The following is a 22,924-nucleotide window of genomic DNA, read 5'->3' on the forward strand; positions in this document are numbered from 1 at the left end:
TTAGTTATATTCATCATTGAGTTTCTGTTAGTAGCGTTAAAGTGACCAGCTACCAACAAGAGAGCTCTTTATATTTGCTTGATACAAATCAATTTACCCGTGAATAGTAAAAACTTCTAGTGCTTGTCACGCTAAGTTCGCTCAAATTGTGCTAAAACAATTTTTCTTTGATGTGATTATCGCAAAATGCCAATCCACTAACCGTGTTTAGAGTATGCAATGATAAAAAGTAACCAGCTATTAGTGCAAACCTTAGAGCAGCTACCTCAGTTGTTTATCGCCAACCCTGAGATCAAACTAATGGGGTTGTGGATAGATGAAAGCAAAACCCCCCACTTACTTCATGCGTTATATCTAGAAAAAGATGATATTTCCGAAGAGTTGCCCTATCGCGCGCAACTTGCCATTGGAGAATGGGACAACACTGACAACAGCGAAGAATTTTTCATTGAAGCCTTGACCGCATCACGCCTAGCGGAAAAGTTGAAAAGTTTTATCGATCCAGAGCGGTTTGTATTTTTTGAAGTGCCAAAAAGCATCACTATCGATGTCGTCAACATGTATCCAGACCCGATGATGTATAAATTGTTTCCTGAATTAGGCGAATTTGATGCCACATTAGAAGCACAGGATTTAGCATTAGCGCGAAAACAAGCCAGTCAAATACTAAACAATTTGCTCGAACGTTCAGATATGACTATTTAAGCTAAAAACCCGCATAAACAGTCTTTAAACTTATCAGTAAAATTTCAGCAAAATTTGCGCCAGATAGGTGAAGGCTGGTACATTATCTAGCCAAAGGGATCAGAGTAGCCGATGTACTCGGCTAAAACTAACGAGTGAATAATATGCAGTACCAAACGGATGACCTTCGCATTCGCGAAACTAAAGAGCTTCTACCCCCCATTGCCGTATTAGAGAAATACCCAGCAACAGAAAAAGTGTCTGCAACGGTATTTCAAGGACGAGCTGCCATTCAAAATATTCTCAACGGTCAAGACGATCGCTTAGTTGTTGTTATTGGCCCTTGTTCAATTCATGATACCCAAGCGGCAGTTGAATATGGCAAAAAGCTACTAACATTACGCGAAGAATTAAAAGACAATTTAGAAATTGTTATGCGCGTTTATTTTGAAAAGCCACGCACCACAGTTGGCTGGAAAGGGCTAATCAACGACCCATATATGAACGACAGCTTCCAAATCAATGACGGTTTACGCATTGGCCGTAAATTACTACTTGATTTAAACGAGCTTGGCATGCCAACGGCAAGTGAGTTTTTAGACATGATTTCACCACAATATGTCGGCGATTTAATGTCTTGGGGCGCAATTGGCGCGCGCACCACAGAATCGCAAGTGCACCGCGAACTGTCTTCTGGTTTATCTTGTCCAGTCGGTTTCAAAAACGGTACCGACGGTACGATAAAAGTGGCAATTGATGCAATTGGTTCAGCCAGTGCACCTCATCACTTTTTGTCTGTTACTAAGTTTGGCCACTCAGCGATTGTCTCCACGACAGGTAACCCTGATTGCCATATTATTTTACGCGGTGGTAAAGAGCCTAACTACAGCGCCCAGCATGTTGAAGCTATCTGCAATGACTTAGCGAAAGCAGGGTTACCAGAAAAAGCCATGATCGACTTCAGCCATGCAAACTCAAGCAAGCAATATAAAAAGCAACTTGAGGTATCTAGCGACGTTGCAGGCCAAATAGCAGCAGGTAATAAAGCAATATTTGGCGTGATGATTGAAAGCCATTTGGTCGAAGGTCGCCAAGATCTCGTTGACGGCAAGGCCGCAACCTATGGCCAAAGCATTACTGATGCTTGTATTGGCTGGGACGACACAGAAACCGTATTACGCCAATTAGCGGATGCTGTTGCAACCCGTCGTAACGCCTAAATATCATCCTATTTAGTCACACAAAAAAGCCAGTTGAGTTTACCTTAACTGGCTTTTTTAGTTAATTGGAGTTATAACGGAAAACAAAAACCGCTCAAATAGATATATCTAGGAAATCCCCAATGGTACGTTTGGCGACCATTAATCATAATAGCGTCTCCCACAATCCTTCAGGAGACGATATGCAAAGCTTAAATTTGTTTTTTCTGTGCCTGCAAATAGGTTTTGTTGGCGCCACCAGTTTCAGTATTTGGCTACTTTGGCGGTTTTTAAAGCGACTTTAAGCAACCTTGCTGTACATAGCAACAAGGCTGTTTTGCTAGACTAGCCTTTCGCTAATATTTGATTTAGACGAGTAAACCCTTGCTCTAAATCCGCAATCAAGTCATCAGGATCTTCCAAGCCAACATGCACTCGCATTAACGGGCCAGCGGCTTGCCACTGGGTAGCACTACGTAAGCCCTGCACGTTATTCACCGCGAGAATTAAACTTTCAAATCCCCCCCATGAATAACCCATTTTGAAATGATGCATGCCATCTAACAATGCGGTTAGGGCTTCATCATTACCGCGATTTAAAACAAACGAGAATAGACCATTACTGCCGGTAAAATCGCGTTTAAAAAATTCATGGCCGGGGCATGTAGCAAAGGCGGGATGGCGCACATGATCCACTTCTTCACGCTGCGCTAACCAATTAGCCACCTTAAGTGCGTTTTCTTGATGCTGACGCATGCGCACGCCAATAGTGCGTAATCCTCGCATTGCCAAGTAGATATCATCAGGCGAGGTACACTGCCCCATAATATAGCTATTTTCACGAAGCTGTGGCCAATGAGCAGCGTTGGCTGTTGCTGTTCCCATCATCACGTCAGAGTGACCAACGATGTACTTAGTGGCAGCTTGAATGCTGATATCAACACCATGAGCAAAGGGGTCAAAGTTGAGCGGAGAAGCCCAAGTGTTATCGAGCATCACTGTGATGTCACTTTCATGGGCGATACGAGCAAGGGTTGGCACGTCTTGCACTTCCATGGTCAAAGACCCGGGTGATTCTAAAAATAATATGCGGGTGTTAGGTTGAATTAGATCGCGAATACCTTCGCCAATCATAGGATCGTAGTAGGTAGTACTTACACCCAAGTTAGCCAGCATCTTGCCACAAAAATCACGGGTTGGCTCATACGCAGTGTCGACCATTAAAATATGATCGCCCGATTTAACAAAAGACAAAATAGCATTACTGATAGCGGCAGTACCCGATGGATATAAAGCGCAACCAACACCGCCTTCCATTTCAACCATTGCCTCTTGGAAAGCAAAAGAAGTGTCAGTGCCACGACGGCCATAAAACATCACTTGGTTCGCACGATTGCGAGTCGCATGCTTCATTTCAGCAACAGAATCAAATACAACTGTAGAAGCGCGTACTAGTGGCGGGTTCACCACCCCTTTAGTCCATTTTTTGGCTCTGCCGGCAGAGACTATCTTGGTATCTTTTTTCATTAACTTTGCCAATCCTTCGAGAAATAAAAACTATTCTCGCATTTTTTATACTCAACTGGCAAAGTTCACGATAACAGCTGGCAATCAATATCAGCTAGGTAAACTAAACAGAAAAAGGATATATACCCGATCAACCTAGAGATGCTTGATTTCAGCAAAGGGATACACGCGCTCAGGGCAAGGCATTATTGATGAAATGTTCGGATGGGAATAATGGCTCAACAGCACAGTATCAGTTGAGCCAGCCAGTTAGATTTCGTAGTTTTCACGACTGGCCAAATATTCGACACAAAATGCGTCAATGGCCGCTTTATCAAACTCACGCAGACCACTTAATACCATTTTCTTTGACCCTGTACCGACCACTTCGTCACCGGATTTCACATCGAAAATAAGATAGGCAACTCCACGCTTACCATTAACTTCTAACTTACTCTCAGCTAGCTCTAATTGCGGCGGTTGCGAAAAATTAACATGTGATAGGTTAAATTCCATGCTCTCATAAATAACCAATGGCCGCTCGGGGTTAAGCATAACATTGTGCTCGGCCATTAAAGGTACCAATATATGAGGGAAGTTATGACCAGAAAATTCAACATAGTTTCGTGCCATCGCTTCAATCACAGCAGCGTCGTTATTAATCGCCCCTTCGCGCTCAACGCCTAGGTAAACCTTATCTTTATCATCGGTCACGTTAAACAGATTTTCAGTTGTGTCAGGAAAATTTAACCAAACATCTTTGCCAACCATACCCGCAAAGTTAAACGCCATACGCTGGCTTAATCCGTATTTCGCTAATACCATCGAAAACAGCAAATCGCCAGGCACACAAAAACGCTTGTTACTCGGGTCGTGCAGAGGATTAAAATCACCAGCAACGCCTTTGGCAAAATGACTAGCCTGTTCAGGTGTGATCAAAACTTGTTTGTTGTTCTCGGTAAAAAATTCGGATAAAAACATCGAAATGACACTGCCTTGTACTGGTAAAAAACAAAAAATAATAGTCAAACTATTAACGAAGGCGGATTTATACCAATTCTTCGGCCAACTGTTAAGCAAAAATAAATAAAACCCCTTGCTCGCGCCACTAATATTGCTTTTTTTGCCGTTAAGCTTAATCTTGCAGACCTGAGCCACGGTTGCCTAACTGGCATGGTATAAATAGCGTATTATTTTGCTTTGCTTAGTCACATAGCCAATATCCTCTATTTCTGTGATCCACTTTCACTGCTAATCTATAGTTAATAGCTATCTGCTTAAATAGCCGTAGAATATCGAGTGAGATTTAACTAAGGTGAGATAAAAATGAAAACAAAAAGCGGCGCTAATCAATCACAAGGGTTATTGCTATTTCATTTAACTCAACTGCAAAGCTTTGCTATTGGCACCTTGAAGGTACAAGAAATTGTACCTTATACAAAACTAACGAGCATACCTAACTCCCACTCAAGTGTATTAGGTGCGGCCAATTTCAGGGGTAAAACCATCGCAGTCATTGATATGGCAAAAGCGATTGGCTACCCTGCTATCGCCAAAGAAGATCGACAAGACTGCGTTATTATCATTACTGATTGCAGCCGTCAACTGGTTGGTTTTCTAGTGCGCAGTATTGATAAAATTATTGAATGTGATTGGAAGAAGATAGCCCCTCCTAACAAATCTCTCGGCAAGCATACTTATGTTACCGGAGTCACTAAAGTGGCAGATAAGCTTGTCCAATTAATGGATGTCGAGCTGCTACTTGATCAAATTTATCCGCATAAAGACAATGAAGATTTACCTAGCCTTTCACCAAAAGAGCAAGCCCTACTAAAAGCACAAAATATTTTAGTGGTCGATGACTCGTCCGTTGCTAGAAGACAACTTGCTAGCGCGTTAGATGAAATGGGGGTACATTATTTTGTTAATGAGAATGGCCATGATGCGTTTGAACAAATGAAAGCCCGAGCTGATAAAGGGGAGCCCATCGATATTCTGGTTAGTGACATCGAAATGCCGGGCCTAGATGGCTATGAACTCGCTTTTGAAGTACGCAGTGAACCCAAAATAGCCGATTCCTACATCATTTTACATACCTCACTATCAAGCGAAATCAGTGTTGACAGAGCCCACCAAATTGGCGCAGATGAAGCCTTAACCAAGTTTGATGCCGACGAACTCATTCATGCCATTTTACGCGGTGCAGAAAAAAATCAAGCTCGCAAACAGCTATAAACCAATTATTTCAGCAGGGGTATCCAATACTAATTTAGTCGCCGCTGCTTCCCCTAACCATTCTTTAGCTTTTTGATATCCCCCTGATAGCACAGGAGGGCGGTTAGACAAATTGTGGGCGTCAGTGGCAATAACAGTGGCGCTCCCTTCGACTAATAAGGCTTTACCACGTGCTAAGCTGCGCTCACCAAATACCCCGAGTAACGAGCCAGCGGTAATTTGCATTAGACAGCCTTGCTCGATAAAAGGCTGTAGTTTATTGGGCTGCTCCCAGACGACACGATTTCGTTCCGGATGCGCAATCATCGGAATAATATTATTACTAAGTAGCCAAGCCGTTAGATTGTCACTGCCAGGTGGGATATGGGCATGAGGAAATTCTAACAGCAAGACAGATTTACCTTGGTATTGACCAATAAAGGGCAATTTACCTTGCTTAGCCCAGATCATAATCTGCGGATCAAGTCGCACTTCAGCGGCTAACGAAAAAGAAAACGAGTTAGACGCCGAAGCTAACTGGTCAGCAGCAGCCTTAATGCTGGCAATATCATTTTCGAAACGGCCCGGCTCTATATGTGGAGTCATTACACTATGAGTAATTCCATCTTGTTTGGCCATCTCTAGCATCGCTAAACTGGTGATCACATTAGGTGCGCCATCATCTATTCCCGGCAAAATATGACAATGTAAATCAATCATGCTCAACCCTTACTTCTAGGATCTGTTGATCTTCGGTGGTTAATTTTTGTTCGAGAGGGGACACCTTGTCTAAAAACGTTTTGAGCAAGGCGAGCAGTGTGTAGCTTAGCATTCTAAGTAAATGCTGCTCAACGATGGCAAAACGCTTTTAGCCGAATCCGTAGGACAACGCTTGTTGGTCATTTCTACTGCGTTAGCGCCTTTTCGCGTAGTTTACTATGCCACAAAGGTGCTGGCCACAACGAACGTTTTGTCTAAATACTCAACAAATCGCTGAAAAAACCAACACAAAGAGCAGCGACCTGTTTTATCATTCAAGCTCGACATATTTGCCATACACATTCGCAATAAAACATATAAAAAATAAGCCTGATCGCGAACAATGCTATCAGGCTTTGGGGATATTCATCACTAAATTTTGCGCATCTGTATATCGGCAGTTAAAGCCGTTTACGATTAACCTTTATAGAAGTTTTCGTAGCAATAGTTGGTCGCTTCAATAAAACCAGGTACGCTACCACAATCAAAACGACGACCTTTAAATTTGTAAGCCAACACGCAACCTGATTTAGCTTGCTTGAGCAACGCATCGGTAATTTGAATTTCACCACCTTTACCAGGCTCTTGGTTTTCAAGAATATCAAAGATATCTGGAGTCAAAATATAACGGCCAATAATCGCAAGATTGCTTGGCGCTGTACCCGGCTCAGGCTTTTCTACCATGTCATCTACACGGTATAGGTCATCTTTAATCATTTCACCAGAAATCACACCGTACTTGTGAATTTCGTCGGCAGGCACTTCTTCTACAGCGACAATACTGCAACGGAACTGCTTGTACAAAGCAACCATTTGCGCCAACACGCCATCACCTTCATTGATGCATAAATCATCTGCGAGCACGACAGCAAAAGGTTCGTCACCGACTAATTCTTTACCGGTTAAAATAGCATGGCCTAAGCCTTTCATTTCACTTTGACGAATAAAGGTAAACTTAGCTGTGTCAATAATATTGCGGATATCTACCAGCATATTCTCTTTGCTAGTGCCTTTGATCTGATGCTCAAGTTCATAGTTCATGTCAAAGTGATCCATTAACGAGTGTTTACCACGACCCGTTACGATACACATACCTTCAATACCCGCTGCAATGGCTTCATCAACACCATATTCGATCAAAGGTTTGTTCACGATAGGCATCATTTCTTTTGGCATTGATTTTGTGGCAGGTAGAAAGCGCGTGCCATAGCCAGCCGCAGGAAATAGACACTTATTGATAGTAGACTTCATTAAATTATCCCTAATATTACAATTCAGAATTAAAAAGCTGGCCCTTAATCATTGCTAAGGGCATAAATTTATTAAACAGTTTGCGGCTTTTGCTTAACTGGACTTAACTTGGTCTTTTCGGCATAACCGTAATATTCATGATAGTTACCATGACCGCCGTACTTAGCTGCTTTTTTAAGATTTAGGCGATTAAGAATAACACCATCAATTTTGATTCCTTGCTGCACAAGCTTAGCCAAAGTTTGCTTAACCACACCAGTACGAGTGTGCTCTGCACGTGTTACTAAAATACAAGAATCCACCTTTTGTGACAGCAAATAAGCATCACTTACCGCCAAACAAGGGGGGGTGTCTAACACTATTTTTGAATAACGTTGCTTGAGCTTATCGAGTAGCATAGTAAAACGCTCAGATGCGAGTAGTTCTTGTGGGTTTGATGGCACTAAACCAGCGGACAATATATCCAACCCAGAAACCTCATCTTTAACCAAACACTCTTCAAATGTATGAGTTCCAGCTATCAAGTTAGCCAACCCTGGCTGCGCAGCCGATAGCTCAAAACGGCGACCAATCGTAGGTCTACGTAAATCACAATCAATAAGAATGGTTTTTTCCAGTTGCGCTAAACCAAAAGCTAAGTTAATGGCCGAAGTCGTTTTACCTTCATTTGGCTCCGACGAGGTCACAATCACAGACTGATTATCATTATTCATATTCGACAACATATAGCTGGTTCGAATGGTACGCACCCCTTCAGAAAACGCACGTTGCTTTTCATCATAATACAGGTAGGTAGAAACCTTGTTTTTCTTCGCTTTCACCAACGGTAATACGCCCAGTAGGCTGACCCCTAAAGTGCTTTCAACTTGCTTAGCACTAACAAACGTATCATTTAACGCTTCTAAGACAAAAGCCACGACACAAGCAAAACCAAAAGACACGACAAAAGCCATAACAATAATTAACTTTCGATTTGGAGCACTTGGAAATAAAGGAGGGTGAGCCTCATCAGTAAATCGCGCAATGGTTGAGCCAAAATCACTAGAAGCCGATGTCTCTTTATAGCGATTTAGAAATAGATCATACAGCTGTTTATTTGAGTCAACTTCGCGCTGAAACTCTGAGTATTTGGCAGTTTTAACCGTCAGGTCTTGAAACTCTGCTTTACGGCTTTCAATTTCACTGCGAATGCTATTTTCAGCCTGTCTAGCCGCGGTCACTTCCGAACCGATCCCTTTAACCAACTGGCGTAATTCACGATCCAAGTTGACTTTAGCACTTGCCAATTCAGCCTCTGCAGCTTTCATTTTCGGATGCTTCGGACCATAACGCTTCGTCAAGTCTGAAATTTTACGCTCAGCCTCTGAAACCGCCAATTTGACATCACGAATGACAGGATGATTGCTAATTTCAGGAATCGCTGATACTTGCGTAACATTTCGTGTGCTGCTTTGCGCTAAATTATATAAAGATTCAGCGGCAACACGGCGATCTCTCGCAATATTTAACTGTGAAGTGAGCTCATTCAATTCTTGAGATGCAAGCCCGCCAACACCAGCAATATCAACTAACCCCTCCTGTTTTAAGAAGTTTTGTAATTTAGATTCTGACGCCTGTAATTCAGCTTTTAACGTAGCAAGACGGTCATTCAGCCAACCAGAAGCTTTATTGGCAACTTGCAACGTTGCATCTAAATTACTTTCTATATAAACATTACCTACTTCATTAGCAATCTGAGCTGCCAATTCAGGGCTATAACTATTAAAGGTGATATCCACTAACTGCGTTTTACGTACTGGCGCAATAGAGAGCTTTTGCTTAAATTGCCCCAATACTCGTTGCTCTAAACGATATATATTTTCTTCAGTGGATAACTCATTCACTGTGTTTGGCGCTTTATTTAAGAATGGCAGCAAATTAGATATTGCTGCCGAAAAATCGAATTGCTTTTCTTTTTCCGCCAACTCGGGGTTAAACTCAGGATGATTAATAAGATCCATCTTTCTAATCACAGCTAAAGCAATACTGTCTGATTTTAAAATTTCAAACTGAGTATAAAAGTATTCATTAATCCGCGTATCTAAGCCATATACTTCTTCAACGGACACAGCTTTTGCTTGTTTCGATTCAATTAATAACGTTGCCGTTGCGGTATAAATCGAAGGTTTAGACTTCGCAACAAAACTAGCAGCAACCGTCACAATGAGTGAAAAAAACAAAATACTCCATTTATACTTTAACAACGTTAACCAAATTTGTTTAATATCGATCAACTGTTCCATTTGAGGCTTGTCTGCCGCAGCAGATACTTTCTGTTCCATTTGATTTGACCTGCTTAAATTTAAAAGAAGCTTTGTTCTATGGTAACAATGTCACCAGGCATGATGTTGGTATCTAACTCGACGGGTTTAGGCTTTTGATCAGGTAAGTCACTGCTAGAAACATAAATATTACTTTTCGATGCTCGCGGAGTAAAACCACCAGCCAAAGCAACAGCTTTATTGACCGTTAATCCCGGCTGAAAAGCATAGCCTCCCGGTTGTTTTACTTCACCATTGATAAAAAATGGGCGATATTCAACAATACTGACATGTACACTAGGGTTAATGAGGTAATCCCCTTCTAATCCCTTTTGAATAATATCTTTTAGCTTTTCTATCGTTAAACCTTTAACCGTAATTTGCCCTAAGAAAGGGTAGTTAATCCGGCCACTATCACTTAACAAGGTTTCCATAGTAAGCTCTTCTTCACCGTAAACGAGAATAGAAATAGTATCTCCCGCCCCCAGCTTGTATGTTGCATCAAAGTTGTTTGCTTGCGCCTGTAAAGCAAAAAGCATTACCAGCCCCGATAGAAAAAACGAAAAGAATACTTTCATTATTGTTACATCACCATATTTACAGAAATAGAGAACACGTTCTTGTCATAACCGATATTAGCTGCGGTTGAATCTTTCTGGGTAACTCGATAGCCTAAGCCGATCTGTAGCCAACGGCGAAGGTCGTAGTTAAGCGAAATTTGATATTCATCAGTATCATCTTTGCGAGCTGAACCACTATAATCATCCTGAATGAATGACCAGCTCACGTTACTCGATAGACGCTCTAACCAGTAATGTTGCCAAGCGGCTAGATAATATAGCTCTTCAATGTAATCACCAAATTGATCGGGATCTTTCGCTTTATAACGTGTAGCAAAATCAAACTTAGAATACTCTTTGGCTTGCCAAGTTAGGCCAACATCCCAACTAAAACCATCAAAAGACTCACGGTTCGACGTTTTAAAATCTTTGTTTTGGTAACCAACTTTAGCTACACCCGTTATCGTTGCTGTCGTATCCCAAGTCGTTCCAATATACGCGAAATGGTCATCAGAGTCCCGAGAGATGCCTGTAGTATCAACAGCATCATAACGTTTATCATTTTTCAACAACTCAAATATCAAACTAGTTTTAGGGGCTACGCGGTAATAAAAAGCACCGCCGTAGCGCATCTCATCAAAATCACGAAACTGTGTGATACCGCGGAAGTTGCTGTAGCTTTTGTCAAAATAGCCTAAGTTAAACTGCAAACGCCCGGTCGCATCCATGCCGCCAAAACCATAATGGGCATTGGCATAATTAGTCTTGTAACGAATAACCTCATCAAGTGCGTTACCAGCACCATCTGAGATCCCCGTACCACGCTCTTCATGCGTAGCGTTAAAGTTGTAAAGCAAGCCAGCACGGTTTCGCTCGTTAAACTCCCAATTACCACTTAAACGTAATAAGTGGTCGGTGTAATCATCATTATGCGAACTGAAATAGTTACCTTGGCTTAAGCGATAAAGCAAAATATATTCATTATTGCCAGGGTTCATTTTAACCATTACACCAGGATCAATCACGTTAGCCCAGGAGCTTTTTTCATTACGCCCCACATTAGCTACGTTATCATCGTGCTTTAACTCAACATTAACAAAAGGCAACACCTCAATTCCGCTTTCCGTTACATAAGGATTTGGAGTTACCTCTGCCATGACAGATGCTGAAGTCAAGGCTGCTAAGCTAAAGCAAACCGATGACATTTTTACTATCGGATGTAATTTCATCATATTTTTAGTAAGCTGTTTTGCTTACAAATCCTTTAAAAATAGTTAAAAACACAATTTTAATATCCAACCACAGTGACCAACGATGGATATAGTCAAGGTCAAATTGAACTCGTTTCTCCATTTTATCTAACGTATCCGTCTCACCACGCCAACCATTAATTTGCGCCCAACCAGTGATACCCGGCTTCACCTTATGACGCAGCATATAGCGCTCAACCAAAACACGATATTCTTCATTATGGGCAACGGCATGCGGCCTTGGCCCCACAATTGACATAGAGCCCTGTAATACATTAATAAACTGTGGCAGTTCGTCCAAAGAAGTACGGCGAAGAAAGCTTCCCAGAGGTGTTACGCGAGGGTCATTTTTAGTTGCTTGTACAACTTTTTCGCCATTGTCCATAGTTGACATAGAACGAAACTTCCAAACTTTAATTTTCCGACCATCTAAACCATAGCGATATTGCTTGAAGATGATTGGGCCGGGTGACGTTATCTTTACCGCAGCAGCAATAGCAACCAATAAAGGTGAAATTAAGGCTAAAATCATACTTGAGAGAACAATGTCTTCAAGACGTTTTATCCAACTAGTTAAACCGTTAAACGGAGTATCAAATACACTGAGAGTGTGAATATCACCAACAGAATCCCAACGCGAGTGCAACAGGTTATAGGTAAAGAAGTCAGGCACTAAATATGTACAAGCAGTGGTATCGGCAAATTCTGATAAGAGATGCGCAATTCGGTCTTTAGCGTGCATAGGTAATGCAATATACACTCGCTCAATGGTACCTTTTTTCGCCAGCTTTAAAGCTCTTTCGGCATTGCCGCGTAGACGAGCAGGTAGCTCTTTATCTAACCTACTGGTATCCCTATCGTCATAGAAGCCCAACACTTTAACGCCTATTTCAGGATGGCGTTGCAGATTATGAACCAAAGAAATAGCTTGAGGGGTAACGCCTATCACCACAGCATTACGAACGTTTAAACCTTTACGGCGAATTTGCGCGCGATAGAAACGCAACACCACTCGCCATGTAAGCAAACCACTCCACGTAATTAAAAACCACCAGCCAATAACTAAGCGTGAGTAGTCGATGCCTAACTTAGAGAAGTAAGCCAGCAACATAAGTAAGGAGCAAACAATCGCCCAACTGAGTGTAGTGAGCATCGCTAGGTAGCTAAAGTTACTGCCTCGCCATGAACGATATAAATCAACGCTTTCAGACGTAATTGTAAATCCAACTGTTGCTAAAAGCGCCACCGCAACATAATGAACATTAAACCCCTGTTCATGTAGAGATAAAGAAATAATCAAGGCGAGGGAAATCACCACGATATCAACCAGACGATAAAAAAAACTAGATGATTTACCAAGTGTTCGTATATGGCCTTGTGCGCCCATTTTTATAATCCTTTATAACAAGATACCTTCACAACACGTGAAAAAAATTCATATTCTTGAGAGAGCGTACAGCAATAAGTTGTCTTTTTTGTTGCAGTGCTTTGTGAGGTGCATTTATTTTTCGTTCTAACTTTCCAATCAAAATATGGTTTTGTTAGCATTTTTTGAAACCGCTATACTAATCAACTTGACAGCATTGCTCAAGGCGTTTTTGTTATAAATTCACAAATTTTATACTTATGCATGACACACTTTAAACCTCTAGTAACACAATCAGTCAATTATGATAAATTCGCTTGCCAATTAGATGTTATTAACGTTAATCGATTCATGCTATCCCACACATTTTGCAAATGCTGAGCATCACCATATTTACTGAAGTGGCATGACCTGCCATAGATATCAACCAGCTTATTTACACCGATTCTGCTTCAAGAAATTAATAGCCATCATGATAACGAAGCTGAACTATGTGTCAAAAATCTAAAAAAGACCAAATAAAGTCAAATATAACAATAAGATAAGATAGGGTAAGTCAGATTGTTACATATTTTTTACAAGCATATAAAACTTGCTGACGATATTAAGCATTAGAAAAAGATGGCAATGAGCCACGTATCCCTAGAGTGTGTTGATGGTGAGAATGTTTCTATTGCGAAATATCCCCCGCTCAACAGGCTGAGCATCACTCAAAATAACAGACCTATGATGTACGCCAAAGCTCTCGAATATAATCAAGCTAATATGGTGGTCACTTACATTCCAAGCCTAGGTAAGCCCCCTTTGATGCTAGATAATATAAATCGTGATATCGTAGGTACAAAGCAACGTCTGCACCTAAAACCAATCCCTAACTTTTAATGACCAAGGTTGATGAATGACAAAGCACAAGGTTTCGGGAACTAGGTCAAACAAAGTAAAGGATTAGCCCCTTGGGTGAAACTTATTAAACGGATTGAACAAGGTCAATAGAGAATAAATATGAGCTTATTTGCCCGCCTTAACGGCATGCTATTTGGTGTTATATTAATGTGCTTTTTGAGCAATTTAATTACTAACATTCAAGAAAGCCAAAATTACCTTGAAGAGCAATTAGACTCACACAGCCAAGATGCAGCAACGTCACTGGGGCTGTCTTTAAGCAATATCATTGGGCTTGAAGATATTGCCATGCTAGAGACCACTGTTAATAGTATCTTTGATTCTGGTTACTATCATTCCATTAAGCTGTACAAAATTGATGGCACACCACTGGTGATCAGAGAGTATCCGACTCAAGTGGAAGGCATCCCAAACTGGTTTATTTCACTCTTTCCATTAAACCCACCAACCAATCAAACTGAAATCAATGATGGTTGGCGTATTGTCGCCACCATGAAAATTCAAAGTAACCCAGGTTTGGCTTACTATCAGTTATGGCAAATGGCCAGTAATACTTTTATTTCATCCGGTATCATCTTTGTTTTGGCGCTCATTACGGGCTGGTTTTTACTGCGTATCATTTTACGTCCTTTAAACGCCATGGAAGCAAAAGCCAATGCAATTGCCGACAAAGACTTTAGCCCTATCTCGATGCTACCCAAAGCGCGAGAATTGCGCGTAGTGGTAGATGCATTTAATCGCATGGCTGCAGCATTGAAACGTAACTTTGATGAAGTTTCGACCTACGCAGAAAAAATGCGCCAACAAGCATTTATGGACATTTTGACTGGATTTGGTAACAAACGTAGCTTTATGTCAAAGCTGGCACTGGAGTTAGAATCAAAAAAGAGCGGCAACAGCGGCCTAGTAGGACTCTTTCAGCTACAGGGTTTGCAAGCACTAAATGAACAACACGGTTACCAAGAAGCCGATCGCCACCTAAAAGCCCTATCAATGAAATTAAAGCAGAGCTTCAGTGAGTATCCACACTCATCTTTTTTCCGTTTGCAAGGGGCGGAATTTGCAGTGATTATGCCCAACACTGATATTGGCATTTTGGAGCAAATTCAACCGCTACTCAACCAGGCTTTAAAACAAGCCAATACCAAAGTGGCAGGCGCTTTTGTGCGCTATCAAGAAGGTCAACAATGCGGTGAAGTATTGGCTCAGCTAGACAATCAAATCAGTCACTCACTACAAAATGGCTGCCAGATCAGCGTAGCCAGTGACGAACGTCAAGCAACCCAACGAACAGATTGGCGAGGTGTTATTGAAAACATCTTAGCTCATCAACGTATTCATCTCGTTTTCCAGCCCATTATTGATAAAAACAAACAAGTACTTTATTACGAAACTTTGACGCGTTTTGTTGATGAGCAAGGCAAACCACTCAATACCGGTGATGTTTTCTCAGCGGCTAATCGTATTAATAAAACCATGGCGCTAGATAAAGCCATTTTTCTTCAAGTACTAAACACATTAAAGCAATCTAGCCAAGTCAGCCTTTCTATTAATCTAGCTGGTAGTTCACTAGCCGATGAAGGCTTTCAAGAGTTTATTTTTAATGAACTAAAACAAGAAGCTAAGTTGGCAAGCAGGCTAATAATGGAAGTCAGCGAAACCAGTGCCAATCACTTTCTTGTTGCCCTAAAAGCATTAGTTGTCGGCCTGAAGCAGTCAGGAGCTGCGCTCTCAATTGATCGGTTTGGTACTAGCTTCACCTCGTTTAGTTATATTCAGTCCCTCAAGCCTGACTATCTCAAAATTGACGGCAGCTATATTCGCCAATTAGAGCAACATAAAGATAATCAGTTCTTTTTGAAAACCTTAGTTCAAATAGCCCACGGTATTGACACTAAGGTAGTTGCGGAACACATTGAAACTCAAGCAGAATTGGATACAGCGCAAGAGCTGTTAGTTGATGGCTTCCAGGGCTACCTAGTAGCTAAACCGGGAGCATTGACGAATTAATGATGGCTAAAAGCCTTGGGATCCTATTGGTCAGGCTCTAAAACCATATTGCTAAATTTGTTACTTAAGGACAATTGCAACAAGGCTGTACATTCTCTTGCCTCAGCAATACAAGTATCAGTTAAACCTTGGGCACGCACACGCAATATCTGGGCTGGATGTTATGTGTCTGCCATAATATTTAGCTCGCGTATTATCGCAACAGCAGCACAGCGACAGTTGCTCTTAAAGCTGGCAATAATAGTGATTTTAGCTGGCCCCCTCTGCAAGCCCAACGACTACTTACGGCCCTCCCTTTATCTTAACTATAGCAATATCGCAGCCTAGTTTGTCACAAATATAGAGCTGAAAAACATAAGAAAAGCACTATGAATTCATCAATTTAAACTAGTATAAACTGAAGGATTTACTAGAATATGATGACAACCTTGGCGAATAGCAGGCTGTTTCACAACTTTAAGCTAAGCTGTACCCATAAGCAGTGAGTGAAATGTGGGCTTAAGGGGCAACGAAATGGACAAGAATAAGCACTAATCGATGTTACTCGGTTAACGTCTACACAAGCGGGAGCTTCATAAGGAATAAAATAATGTTAGTATCTCAATCTAGCTACTCAACTTAATAAGCATATGCATAATAACCCCATAGATTTACTAAAGCGCGCTGAGCTTATCTGCCAAAAACGCAGTGTAAGGTTTACTCCGATCCGTCAGAAAGTGTTTAGCATTATGGCCGAGCAGCCCGGCTCAATTAGTGCCTATGATTTATTAGACAAATTACGCGAGACAGAGAAAAGTGCCAAGCCACCGACTATCTATCGTGCGCTAGACTTTCTGCTTGAGCATGGTTTTATTCATAAAATTGAATCTATTAATGCTTATATTTTATGTCCACACTTTGGCACTCATCATCCGATGCAGCTATTAATCTGCGATCAATGTGGTGTGGTCATCGAATTACATGACGAGAAGATTGATGATGCTTTCTCTGAGCAAGCGACGTCTCACGGGTTTAGTATTACTAATACAACTTTAGAAGCGCATGGCAACTGCAGTGACTGCCAAAGTAACGAGATAGCTTAACGATTAACACCAATTAATAAGAACGCAATTATGAATGTAGATTTTGTAAACCCTTTTCTTAGCTCTTTGATGAACGTATTACAAACGATGGCTCAGCTTGAGTTAAAGCCAGGTAAGCCAAAACTAAAGCAAGACAATATCGCTCGCGGTGATGTGTCTGGACTAATTGGTATGGTCAGCCCCGAAACTACGGGTTCATTTTCGATTAGCTTTGATGAGCCTTTAGCTCTTGAAATAATGAAGCGTATGCTCGGCGAAGCGCCTGCTGCAATCGACAGTGAAGTTTCGGACATGGTTGGCGAAATAACCAATATGGTAACTGGAGGGGCAAAACGCTTACTCGCGGAAAAAGGCTATGATTTCAACATGGCAACACCAATCGTTGTATCTGGTAAAGCTCATACTATTTCTCACAAAACCGATGGTAAAAAAGTACTGATGCCGTTTACTACCGAATACGGTAACGCCACCTTAGAAATTTGTTTTGATAAATAACGGCTCCATTGATTAGCCTTAAACAAAAATGTAAGCAATAAAAAAAGCCGCTAAAAAATAGCGGCTTTTTTGTTAACTAACAGCCAATAAACTTGGCCCGTTTAGCTTATAGATCGTCAGAGTGTGCAGATAGGTACTTAGCTACGCCTTCTGGAGACGCCTGCATACCTTCTTTGCCTTCTTCCCACTGTGCAGGACAAACTTCACCGTGTTTTTCGTGGAAGTTTAGTGCATCAACCATACGTAGCATTTCGTCAATGTTACGACCTAGTGGAAGGTCGTTCACTACTTGGTGACGAACAACACCGTTAGTATCGATTAAGAAAGAACCACGGAATGCAACACCAGCTTCAGGATGCTCAACATCGTACGCCTTACAGATTTCGTGTTTAACGTCAGCTACTAGTGGATATTTAACTGCACCGATGCCGCCATCTGCAATAGCAGTATTACGCCATGCGTTGTGAGAGAACTGTGAGTCAATTGAAACACCAATTACTTCTACGCCTTTGTCTTGGAAATCTTGGAAACGTTTGTCGAAAGCGATTAGCTCAGAAGGACAAACAAACGTGAAATCCAATGGGTAAAAGAAGATAACGGCAGCTTTACCTTTAGTGAATTCTTTTAGGTTAAAGCTATCTACGATTTCGCCATTACCTAGTACTGCTGCAGCTGTAAAATCAGGTGCTTCTCTTCCTACTAATACCATTTTTATTTCCTCTTTTAAAAGTTTGGATTATCAATGAAATACACCGCAAATGATGACTCACACCGCGGGATTTTGCGAATCGTTTAAAGCAATTAGATCAATAGCTAAAAACTATCAAAAACCACTTTAAACTGTCATCAACACTATTGATAATCAATAAATTTGACCGAGCTGTCAATAGTCTCATCAAATTTAGACCAGCTTTACAGTTTGTGCTGAAATTATCCTTTAAAGCTGAGTGATACACGCGGAGTAAGCTTAGTGACCAACTCATAAGCAATAGTGCCTATCGCACGAGCGACTCTTTCAACAGGGAGCTCATCTCCCCATAGGATCACTTCATCACCCATCTTGTCTGTTGCGTCTGGCCCTAAGTCTACAGTCAGCATATCCATGGAAACCCGTCCAACCACCGGTGCGATGCGACCATTAACCCAAACTGGCGTGCCTGCGGGGGCATTTCTTGGGTAACCATCACCATAACCAATTGCCACAACGCCAAGTTTAGTATCTTGCTTAGCTCGCCATATTCCACCATAGCCAACGGGCTCGCCGGCTTGATGGTTACGCACAGCAATCAAGCTAGACGTTAATGTCATCACTGGACGTAAGCCATAGGCACTAGCATCGCCTTGATCAAATGGCGATACGCCATACAAAGCAATGCCGGGTCGGATCAAATCACTATGGGCTTTTGGCCAAGCCATCACCCCGGCAGAATTTGCCATCGATTTGTAACCAACAACGTCTTTAGTTAATTCATTAAACAGAGCTATTTGTTGTTTGGTTTCAGGTCTTTCAAGCTCATCAGCACAGCTAAAATGTGTCATCACATTGACCGGTTGTGATACTTGCTCACAGTGACTTAAACGTAATAAGCTGGCTTCAAACTCTTCCGGATGTACGCCCAGACGGTGCATCCCAGTATCAATTTTCAACCAAACCTTCACTGGTGATTCTAATTCAGCTTGCTCCAACGCAGCTAACTGCTCGTCATTATGCACCGCGGTTTGAATATTATTCGCCACCAACACAGGTAAGTCACTGGCATTGAAAAAGCCTTCTAACAATACAATAGGCTTAACAATCCCGCCCGAGCGTAGCGCTAACGCTTCTTCAATACGCGCCACACCAAATGCATCCGCATTAGCAACGGCATGGGCAATTTGCACTAAGCCATGGCCATATGCATTTGCCTTAACCACCGCCAACACCTTAGCATGGGGAGCCATTTTCTTTAGCTGTACCAAATTGTTACGTAAGGCACAAAGATCAATTACTGCTGTCGCCGCTTTCATTCTTTAATATCCTGTTACCATTACCAGCCATTTCATCGAGAGGGGTAACCTGTTTCGCTTAATAGTCATCATCAAAGGCTGGTCCAGCATAATTATCAAAACGAGAAAATTGCCCCTGGAACGTTAATCGTACTTTACCAATGGGGCCATTACGCTGCTTACCAATAATTATTTCCGCCACCCCTTTTTCGGAGCTGTCTTCGTTATAAACCTCATCACGATAGATGAACATAATTAAGTCGGCATCCTGCTCGATAGAGCCTGATTCACGTAAATCTGAGTTGATTGGGCGTTTATCCGCACGTTGTTCCAAACTACGGTTGAGCTGAGAAAGAGCAATAACGGGACATTTTAATTCTTTCGCTAAGGCTTTTAACGATTTTGATATTTCAGCAATTTCCAAAGTACGGTTATCGCTTAATGAAGGTACCCGCATTAATTGCAAGTAATCCACCATGATCATTGAAACGCCGCCATGATCTTTAGCAATTCGCCGCGCCCGTGAGCGTAATTCTGTCGGCGTCAATCCTGAGCTATCATCAACAAACATATTACATTTTTCGAGTAATAAGCCCATGGTGCCAGATAAGCGCGCCCAATCATCATCATTAAGCTGACCAGTTCGTATGCTACCTTGATTAATACGCCCTAGAGAGGCCAACATACGCATCATAATTTGTTCTGAAGGCATCTCTAACGAAAAAATTATTGCTGGTTTGTCTTGCGTCATCGCAGCATGCTCTGCCAAGTTCATGGCAAAGGTAGTTTTACCCATCGACGGGCGCGCCGCGACAATAATCAAATCAGAGGATTGAAAGCCTGCGGTCATTTTATCTAAATCAGCATAACCGCTTGAAACCCCTGTCACCCCATCTTGCGGGTTTTTAAATAACTCCTCTATTTTATCGACCGTTTTTTCTAGAATACTGTTTATGCCTTGCGGACCCTCACTTTCGTTGGCCCTTGATTCGGCAATTTTAAATACCTTACTTTCGGCAAAATCGAGTAACTCATCACTACCACGGCCTTCAGGATCGTAACCCGCTTCCGCAATTTCATTGGCTACACCAATTAATTCACGAACCACCGCACGCTCGCGCACAATGTGAGCGTAAGCGGAAATATTCGCAGCGCTAGGCGTGTTCTTTGCAATCTCAGCTAAATAAGCAAATCCACCCACGTTGTCTAGCTGTTGATCACGCTCCAATAACTCAGAAACCGTGATCAAATCAATCGGCATACTGGCATTAGTTAACTTTTCCATTGCTTGAAAAATAAGTCGATGGGGCCTCGAATAGAAGTCTTTGTCCACCACCGCCTCGGCCACTCGGTCCCAAGCTTGGTTATCGAGCATAACGCCACCAAGTACTGACTGCTCAGCCTCAAATGAATGGGGCGGTACCTTTAGAGAGTCAACCTGAGCTTGGCCACTGGATTTTCTGTCAAATTTATTTTTTTCAAAAGGAGTGCGTGATTTTGTCATAAGTCGATCAAGGCCATTATTGAGGAACTGCATTATCTAAAAAAAGCATTAAGGATGAAAGCATAGCTGCCATCTTCTTCATATTTATCCACCATGCAGTAACGAGAAAAAGTAAATCGTACTAATTATCTTACTGTTGTTAATTTATTTGCAGTATAGCTATTCAGCTTAGGTTCAGCTGTGCAAGGTTAGGCTAACAGCATAACGACAAGGAATGCCCGCTATCTTTCGTGTAAAGGAATATTCAAACTCTCACTTATTGTGATAAGGCTTAACTATGCAGCTACAACTTCGTAATTTAGATTTGAACTTATTAACGTTATTTGTCACGGTGATGGAGCAGCAAAACGTTTCAAAAGCAGCCAAAAAATTGAATATGTCACAGCCAGCCATGAGCCTAGGCTTAAACCGCCTGCGCAAAAAATTTAACGACGACTTATTCTATCGTAGCGGAGGTGTGATGCAGCCAACTACATTGGCAAAAAGCTTGTACCAACCGATTAATGACGCATTAAAAACCATCGGCCATGCTCTACCGCAAGATAATCTCAGCGATAACCAAGCCGCACTTGAGTTCAACTTAGCCATGCAACCCGCTTTGGAGTCGTTACTGTTGACCAAAGTATTGGTACAGCTGCAGCATGAATCCCCCAATGTTCGACTTAAAAATCAATATAACATTGACTTAGAAGCCCTTAAATATAACCGCTTAGACTTTATCGTTGCGACTCAGCAATACCAAGGCGATGACCTGTACAGCGAACTGTTAGCCACTGAGCCTCTCGTATTAGCTCACAGCAACGCTCACCCGAGAATGCAAAAAGGGATGAGCTTAGCGGCCATATTAGAGGAAGACTTTGCCATCGTCGATCCTGAACTAGGGCTGAGTAATAACGATCAGATGAAAGTCAAATATCAAATAAACTCATATCAAGCGGCGCTATCTTTGGTTGCGCAAACTAATCTACTTACTTTAGTGCCTAAATCTTGTCTCGACAACAGCGAAACCAAACGTTTAATTAACTGGCAATATACCCCTTTTAGTAAGAAAAATATTGATATTTATCTCACTTGGCTAGCCTTACGTAAACACGACAACAGCCATCAATGGTTACGAGAAGTACTAGTAAATTACTCGAGATCAAATAAGCTAAGTGCCGTTTCAGCATAACAGGCAGGAACTGCGTTACCTGAAATAAACTGGTAATATAGCCGCGGTTACCGTTACTAAAGTTAATTTTCATGGACAACAACCGAGTTATTTTAAGCGCGGCTAATTGCTTAATCACCCCTTTAACGTGTGAAGATGCACACTTAATTCACGCCTATCAGGTGCGAAATCGACGCCACCTTGCCCCTTGGGATCCGAGCCGTAGTCGAAGCTTTTTTGAACTAGCAACATGGCAGAAAGTACTAACAGCTAATCAAGAAAATTGGCAACGGGGAAACGCTTTTCATTTTGCAGCAATAGATGAAAAAAGTGGTGAAATGATAGCAAGTATTAACTTTTCTGCCGTCATGCGTGGTGTATTTCAAGCTTGTTACTTAGGCTATTCCATCGATCAAGCCCATCAAGGGCAAGGAAAAATGCAAGCTATTTGCCAAGTTTGTATTAACTACATGTTCGACCAACAAAACCTACACCGAATCATGGCAGCACATATACTAGACAACCACCGAAGTGAACGCTTACTGCTAAAATTAGGCTTCGAGTATGAAGGGTTAGCAAAAAAATACTTAAAAATTGCTGGGCAATGGCAAGATCATAAATTGTATGCCTTGATCAACCCACAGCATCACTGAGTATTGCGACCCTAACCACGCAATATTGTACCTATGGCACAGAAGTGCTAAC

The 22,924-nt window shown here is 41.7% G+C and carries 19 protein-coding genes; 8 read left to right on the forward strand and 11 right to left on the reverse strand.

Annotation, left to right across the window (positions count from 1 at the left end; genetic code table 11):
- Positions 1-219 precede the first annotated feature (219 nt).
- The gene (locus Q4519_RS01315; RefSeq protein ID WP_232801414.1) at positions 220-705 is read left to right on the forward strand and encodes a hypothetical protein; all 486 of its coding nucleotides are present in this window, start codon (positions 220-222) and stop codon (positions 703-705) included.
- A 143-nt stretch (positions 706-848) separates the two neighbouring features.
- The gene (aroG, locus tag Q4519_RS01320; RefSeq protein WP_303508692.1) at positions 849-1,904 is read left to right on the forward strand and encodes a 3-deoxy-7-phosphoheptulonate synthase AroG; all 1,056 of its coding nucleotides are present in this window, start codon (positions 849-851) and stop codon (positions 1,902-1,904) included.
- Between the two features lie 324 nt (positions 1,905-2,228).
- Here the strand turns inward: aroG and Q4519_RS01325 are convergent, their stop codons facing one another.
- Both Q4519_RS01325 and Q4519_RS01330 read right to left on the reverse strand, forming a co-directional pair.
- The gene (locus tag Q4519_RS01325) at positions 2,229-3,410 is read right to left on the reverse strand and encodes a cystathionine beta-lyase (protein ID WP_232801416.1); all 1,182 of its coding nucleotides are present in this window, start codon (positions 3,408-3,410) and stop codon (positions 2,229-2,231) included.
- A gap of 249 nt (positions 3,411-3,659) precedes the next feature.
- Positions 3,660-4,370 (reverse strand): DUF3581 domain-containing protein, encoded by a 711-nt coding sequence (locus tag Q4519_RS01330; RefSeq protein WP_303508696.1) that lies wholly within the window; start codon positions 4,368-4,370, stop codon positions 3,660-3,662.
- Positions 4,371-4,715: 345 nt separating this feature from the next.
- Here Q4519_RS01330 and Q4519_RS01335 point away from each other — a divergent pair, with 345 nt between their 5' ends.
- Positions 4,716-5,624, forward strand: a complete 909-nt coding sequence (locus Q4519_RS01335) for a chemotaxis protein (protein WP_232801418.1) — start codon at positions 4,716-4,718, stop codon at positions 5,622-5,624.
- Here the strand turns inward: Q4519_RS01335 and Q4519_RS01340 are convergent.
- The 6 genes from Q4519_RS01340 to Q4519_RS01365 all read right to left on the reverse strand — a co-directional run bounded on the left by Q4519_RS01340 (position 5,619) and on the right by Q4519_RS01365 (position 13,110).
- Complete coding sequence (locus Q4519_RS01340) at positions 5,619-6,323, reverse strand: tyrosine-protein phosphatase (RefSeq protein WP_303508701.1); 705 nt, start codon at positions 6,321-6,323, stop codon at positions 5,619-5,621. The genes Q4519_RS01335 and Q4519_RS01340 overlap by 6 nt on opposite strands.
- A 456-nt stretch (positions 6,324-6,779) precedes the next feature.
- Positions 6,780-7,613, reverse strand: a complete 834-nt coding sequence (gene galU / locus Q4519_RS01345; RefSeq protein ID WP_232801420.1) for a UTP--glucose-1-phosphate uridylyltransferase GalU — start codon at positions 7,611-7,613, stop codon at positions 6,780-6,782.
- A gap of 71 nt (positions 7,614-7,684) precedes the next feature.
- Complete coding sequence (locus tag Q4519_RS01350; protein ID WP_303508703.1) at positions 7,685-9,934, reverse strand: polysaccharide biosynthesis tyrosine autokinase; 2,250 nt, start codon at positions 9,932-9,934, stop codon at positions 7,685-7,687.
- Positions 9,935-9,954: 20 nt separating this feature from the next.
- On the reverse strand, positions 9,955-10,452 hold the full coding sequence (locus Q4519_RS01355) for a polysaccharide biosynthesis/export family protein (protein ID WP_303508705.1): 498 nt from the start codon (positions 10,450-10,452) through the stop codon (positions 9,955-9,957).
- A 44-nt stretch (positions 10,453-10,496) separates the two neighbouring features.
- Positions 10,497-11,630: an outer membrane beta-barrel protein gene (locus tag Q4519_RS01360; RefSeq protein WP_303508707.1), complete on the reverse strand. Its 1,134-nt coding sequence runs from the start codon at positions 11,628-11,630 to the stop codon at positions 10,497-10,499.
- A gap of 79 nt (positions 11,631-11,709) precedes the next feature.
- Positions 11,710-13,110, reverse strand: coding sequence for an undecaprenyl-phosphate glucose phosphotransferase (locus Q4519_RS01365; RefSeq protein WP_232801424.1), 1,401 nt, complete (start codon positions 13,108-13,110; stop codon positions 11,710-11,712).
- 981 nt (positions 13,111-14,091) lie between these two features.
- On the opposite strand from Q4519_RS01365, the gene Q4519_RS01370 reads away from it, so the two are divergent.
- The 3 genes from Q4519_RS01370 (at position 14,092) to Q4519_RS01380 (ending at position 17,579) form a co-directional block, all read left to right on the forward strand.
- Complete coding sequence (locus Q4519_RS01370; RefSeq protein ID WP_232801425.1) at positions 14,092-16,002, forward strand: EAL domain-containing protein; 1,911 nt, start codon at positions 14,092-14,094, stop codon at positions 16,000-16,002.
- Positions 16,003-16,631: 629 nt separating this feature from the next.
- Positions 16,632-17,084 (forward strand): zinc uptake transcriptional repressor Zur, encoded by a 453-nt coding sequence (zur, locus tag Q4519_RS01375; protein WP_232801426.1) that lies wholly within the window; start codon positions 16,632-16,634, stop codon positions 17,082-17,084.
- 30 nt (positions 17,085-17,114) lie between these two features.
- Positions 17,115-17,579 carry a chemotaxis protein CheX gene (locus Q4519_RS01380; RefSeq protein WP_232801427.1) on the forward strand — a complete coding sequence of 155 codons (465 nt, stop codon included), beginning with the start codon at positions 17,115-17,117 and terminating at the stop codon, positions 17,577-17,579.
- Positions 17,580-17,685: 106 nt separating this feature from the next.
- On the opposite strand, the gene Q4519_RS01385 is transcribed toward Q4519_RS01380, so the two are convergent.
- From Q4519_RS01385 to dnaB, 3 genes are all read right to left on the reverse strand, one after another.
- Complete coding sequence (locus Q4519_RS01385) at positions 17,686-18,288, reverse strand: peroxiredoxin C (protein WP_232801428.1); 603 nt, start codon at positions 18,286-18,288, stop codon at positions 17,686-17,688.
- A gap of 221 nt (positions 18,289-18,509) precedes the next feature.
- Positions 18,510-19,586 carry an alanine racemase gene (gene alr, locus Q4519_RS01390; RefSeq protein ID WP_232801429.1) on the reverse strand — a complete coding sequence of 359 codons (1,077 nt, stop codon included), beginning with the start codon at positions 19,584-19,586 and terminating at the stop codon, positions 18,510-18,512.
- A gap of 58 nt (positions 19,587-19,644) precedes the next feature.
- The gene (dnaB, locus tag Q4519_RS01395) at positions 19,645-21,069 is read right to left on the reverse strand and encodes a replicative DNA helicase (protein ID WP_232801430.1); all 1,425 of its coding nucleotides are present in this window, start codon (positions 21,067-21,069) and stop codon (positions 19,645-19,647) included.
- A gap of 277 nt (positions 21,070-21,346) precedes the next feature.
- On the opposite strand from dnaB, the gene Q4519_RS01400 reads away from it, so the two are divergent.
- Both Q4519_RS01400 and Q4519_RS01405 read left to right on the forward strand, forming a co-directional pair.
- Positions 21,347-22,240 carry a LysR substrate-binding domain-containing protein gene (locus tag Q4519_RS01400; RefSeq protein ID WP_232801431.1) on the forward strand — a complete coding sequence of 298 codons (894 nt, stop codon included), beginning with the start codon at positions 21,347-21,349 and terminating at the stop codon, positions 22,238-22,240.
- A 71-nt stretch (positions 22,241-22,311) separates the two neighbouring features.
- Positions 22,312-22,872: a GNAT family N-acetyltransferase gene (locus Q4519_RS01405; RefSeq protein ID WP_303508718.1), complete on the forward strand. Its 561-nt coding sequence runs from the start codon at positions 22,312-22,314 to the stop codon at positions 22,870-22,872.
- Positions 22,873-22,924: the final 52 nt, after the last annotated feature.

The organism is Motilimonas sp. 1_MG-2023 (genome assembly GCF_030547455.1).
GTDB lineage: Bacteria > Pseudomonadota > Gammaproteobacteria > Enterobacterales > CBDFNC01 > Motilimonas.

Excerpts from the sequence above, each read along its gene's own strand:
- Q4519_RS01315 (WP_232801414.1), top strand. The coding sequence starts at position 220 with ATGATAAAAAGTAACCAGCTATTAGTGCAAACCTTAGAGCAGCTACCT.
- aroG (WP_303508692.1), top strand. The coding sequence starts at position 849 with ATGCAGTACCAAACGGATGACCTTCGCATTCGCGAAACTAAAGAGCTT.
- Q4519_RS01325 (WP_232801416.1), bottom strand. The coding sequence starts at position 3,410 with ATGAAAAAAGATACCAAGATAGTCTCTGCCGGCAGAGCCAAAAAATGG.
- Q4519_RS01330 (WP_303508696.1), bottom strand. The coding sequence starts at position 4,370 with ATGTTTTTATCCGAATTTTTTACCGAGAACAACAAACAAGTTTTGATC.
- Q4519_RS01335 (WP_232801418.1), top strand. The coding sequence starts at position 4,716 with ATGAAAACAAAAAGCGGCGCTAATCAATCACAAGGGTTATTGCTATTT.
- Q4519_RS01340 (WP_303508701.1), bottom strand. The coding sequence starts at position 6,323 with ATGATTGATTTACATTGTCATATTTTGCCGGGAATAGATGATGGCGCA.
- galU (WP_232801420.1), bottom strand. The coding sequence starts at position 7,613 with ATGAAGTCTACTATCAATAAGTGTCTATTTCCTGCGGCTGGCTATGGC.
- Q4519_RS01350 (WP_303508703.1), bottom strand. The coding sequence starts at position 9,934 with ATGGAACAGAAAGTATCTGCTGCGGCAGACAAGCCTCAAATGGAACAG.
- Q4519_RS01355 (WP_303508705.1), bottom strand. The coding sequence starts at position 10,452 with ATGCTTTTTGCTTTACAGGCGCAAGCAAACAACTTTGATGCAACATAC.
- Q4519_RS01360 (WP_303508707.1), bottom strand. The coding sequence starts at position 11,630 with ATGGCAGAGGTAACTCCAAATCCTTATGTAACGGAAAGCGGAATTGAG.
- Q4519_RS01365 (WP_232801424.1), bottom strand. The coding sequence starts at position 13,110 with ATGGGCGCACAAGGCCATATACGAACACTTGGTAAATCATCTAGTTTT.
- Q4519_RS01370 (WP_232801425.1), top strand. The coding sequence starts at position 14,092 with ATGAGCTTATTTGCCCGCCTTAACGGCATGCTATTTGGTGTTATATTA.
- zur (WP_232801426.1), top strand. The coding sequence starts at position 16,632 with ATGCATAATAACCCCATAGATTTACTAAAGCGCGCTGAGCTTATCTGC.
- Q4519_RS01380 (WP_232801427.1), top strand. The coding sequence starts at position 17,115 with ATGAATGTAGATTTTGTAAACCCTTTTCTTAGCTCTTTGATGAACGTA.
- Q4519_RS01385 (WP_232801428.1), bottom strand. The coding sequence starts at position 18,288 with ATGGTATTAGTAGGAAGAGAAGCACCTGATTTTACAGCTGCAGCAGTA.
- alr (WP_232801429.1), bottom strand. The coding sequence starts at position 19,586 with ATGAAAGCGGCGACAGCAGTAATTGATCTTTGTGCCTTACGTAACAAT.
- dnaB (WP_232801430.1), bottom strand. The coding sequence starts at position 21,069 with ATGACAAAATCACGCACTCCTTTTGAAAAAAATAAATTTGACAGAAAA.
- Q4519_RS01400 (WP_232801431.1), top strand. The coding sequence starts at position 21,347 with ATGCAGCTACAACTTCGTAATTTAGATTTGAACTTATTAACGTTATTT.
- Q4519_RS01405 (WP_303508718.1), top strand. The coding sequence starts at position 22,312 with ATGGACAACAACCGAGTTATTTTAAGCGCGGCTAATTGCTTAATCACC.